The organism is Agromyces binzhouensis (assembly GCF_004135055.1).
Classification (GTDB): domain Bacteria; phylum Actinomycetota; class Actinomycetes; order Actinomycetales; family Microbacteriaceae; genus Agromyces; species Agromyces binzhouensis.
In genome coordinates this window covers 1-1,572 of sequence record NZ_SDPL01000559.1, presented here as the reverse complement: position 1 = coordinate 1,572, position 1,572 = coordinate 1, and the positions used below count along the sequence as shown (strand labels likewise).

The 1,572-nt window shown below is 75.9% G+C and carries 1 pseudogene; it reads right to left on the bottom strand.

From position 1 onward, the window contains the following. Positions 1-1,572 (bottom strand): annotated as a pseudogene (locus ESO86_RS19370) (hypothetical protein); the annotation flags it as partial.

Below are 1,572 nucleotides of genomic sequence, written 5' to 3'. Positions count from 1 at the left end.
TCGTCGGCGACGACCGGCGCGCCGGCGCCGCGACGCGGGCCCGGCGCCTGGTCGTCGTCCGCCTCCTCCTCGGTGGGGACCTTCGGGTCACGACCGGCGGGGTCGGGGGTCAGGTTCCAGAGGTAGCCCGCCTGCGCGAACTCCCGCGCACGGGGCGACTCGTCGGCGTCCCACGGGTCGGCGTCGGACGGCGCGTCGACGGACGGCCGGTCGGATGCGGGGGCGTGTCCCCGCTCGTCGAGGTCGTCGGCATACCAGCGAACCTCGTCGGCCGGCTCGGCATCCGGCTGCCCGATGCCCTCGCGCCAGTCGGTCGGCTCGTCGGACCATGCCCCGTCCGGCTGCGAATCGCCGCCGCCCTGGCGCCACAGTTCGCGCAGGTCGTATCCGTCCTCGTGGACGGACGCCTCGTCGTGCGCACCGAACTGCTCGTCGCCGTACGCCCCGGTGTCCGCGTACGCGTCCGGGCCGAACCCGGACTCGTCGCCGTTCCGGTCCGCCGGCGCACCGAAGCCGTCCTCGGCGAAGGCGGCACCGTCGACGGGGCCGTTCGGGTCCTCCGCGTCGTAGCCGTACGCACCACCGTCGTAGCCGCCGTCCGCGTCGTAGGCCGGCCGAGCGTACCCCTGGCGGTCGTAGCCGTCGCGGTCGTAGCCGTCCTGGTCGTAGCCGTCCGGGCCGTAGCCCTGATGGTCGAAACCGTCTCCGTGTCCGCGACCGTCGCCACGGCCGGCGTCGCCGTCGTACGTGCCCCCGCGGGCCGCGAAGTCCTGGACGTACCCGCCCGGTCCGGCGCCGGCCGGGCCGACCCCCGGTGCCACGCTCGGCCCGACGGGGTCGACGAAGCCTGCGCCATCCGTCCAGCCCGGCTCGTATCCGCCCTGCTCGTACACGCCCTGCTCGTAGCCGTCCGGGCCGAACCGGCCCGGCTGTGGGCCTCGGCCGTCGTACGCCGCCGCATGGTCGTACGCGGGCTGTTCCGCATAGGCGCCCTGCTCGGCGTACGCCCCGCGGTCGTCGAATGCCTGCTGGTCCGCGTAGGCGTCCGCCTCGTGTCCGACGACGCCCTGCTCTGCGGCCGCAGGCTGATCGTCCTCGTGCAGCGCAGACCAGAGCTCATCCGCGAAGTCGTCGGGCGCACCGGCGCCGGCGGACGGCGTCACGGGCGTGAAGGAGCGACGCGCGACCGGCGGCGGCGCGAAGCCGACGAACGGCGATTCGCCCCCCGACTGCTCCGGTCCCGGCTCGGGGCCCGGCTCGGGCCGCCCGGCGGTCGGCATGGTCGAGGGGTCGGCGAGTCGGCGGAATGCGGCGCGCAGCCCCTCCTCGCTGTCGAGCGGCTGACGCTCCTGCTGCTCGCCCCAGGTCAGTGCGAAGTTCGCGGGCGGGGTGACGGGCCCCGGCGGAGCGGGCGGGGGCTCGGGCTGTCGCGTGAACGCCGCCGGCACGGTGCCGCCGACGGGCGGCTCGACCGACCGGAGGTGATCCTCGGACGACGGCTCGGCGATGCGCGGCGGCTCAGCGGGAGCACTGTTCCACGCCGGCGCGTTCCAGGCCGGCTGGTTCCAGGCG